Genomic DNA, 564 nt, shown 5'->3' with positions numbered 1-564 from the left:
AGTGGCCCGCCCTCGGGAAAGACTGATAGAGGACCTCGGTGCGTTCCGGTACCCCGCGTGGGTTCGCGCGCGGTCGGGTAGACGGTCGGACCCCGATGCTTGCCGCCGATTCTCGCGAGAGATCTCATTTACAACACCGGTAGTACACTGCCGTAACTATATTAATGATTGTTCCTTATACCCGGATGATGTCAGAAGATAGCACACCGAACGGCGTCTCGAGACGGCAGTATCTCGCGGCAACGGGCGCAGTGGGGGCGGCCGGTCTCGCGGGCTGTTCCGGCGGGGGCGGAAACGGCGGGACCTCGTCGGGCTCGTCGGGCGACGGGGAGATCGGCGGTACGGTCACGGTCTTCTCCGGACCGCAGTTCGTGGATGCCGGGTTCCCCGAAGTCCTGCACGAGGCGGGCGTGCCCGACTCGATCACCATCGAGATGACTCGGCCCCCCCAAGACACCGGCAGCAAACAGCAGCAGCTCCGGACCGCGATCAACGCGGAGGAGTCCAACCCGGACCTGGTGTTGACCGACAACGGGTGGACGATCCCGTTCATCGTCCGCGGCG

At 64.9% G+C, this 564-nt stretch carries 1 pseudogene; it reads left to right on the top strand.

Annotated elements, in window-relative coordinates:
• Window positions 1-251: 251 nt before the first annotated feature.
• A pseudogene (locus EXE44_RS16905) lies at window positions 252-564 on the top strand (sugar ABC transporter substrate-binding protein); the annotation flags it as partial.

This window comes from Halorubrum sp. SS7, assembly GCF_005435055.1.
Lineage (GTDB): Archaea > Halobacteriota > Halobacteria > Halobacteriales > Haloferacaceae > Halorubrum > Halorubrum salinarum.
Note: the sequence above shows the minus strand (reverse complement) of the source record. Positions and strands in the feature narration are given on the sequence as shown.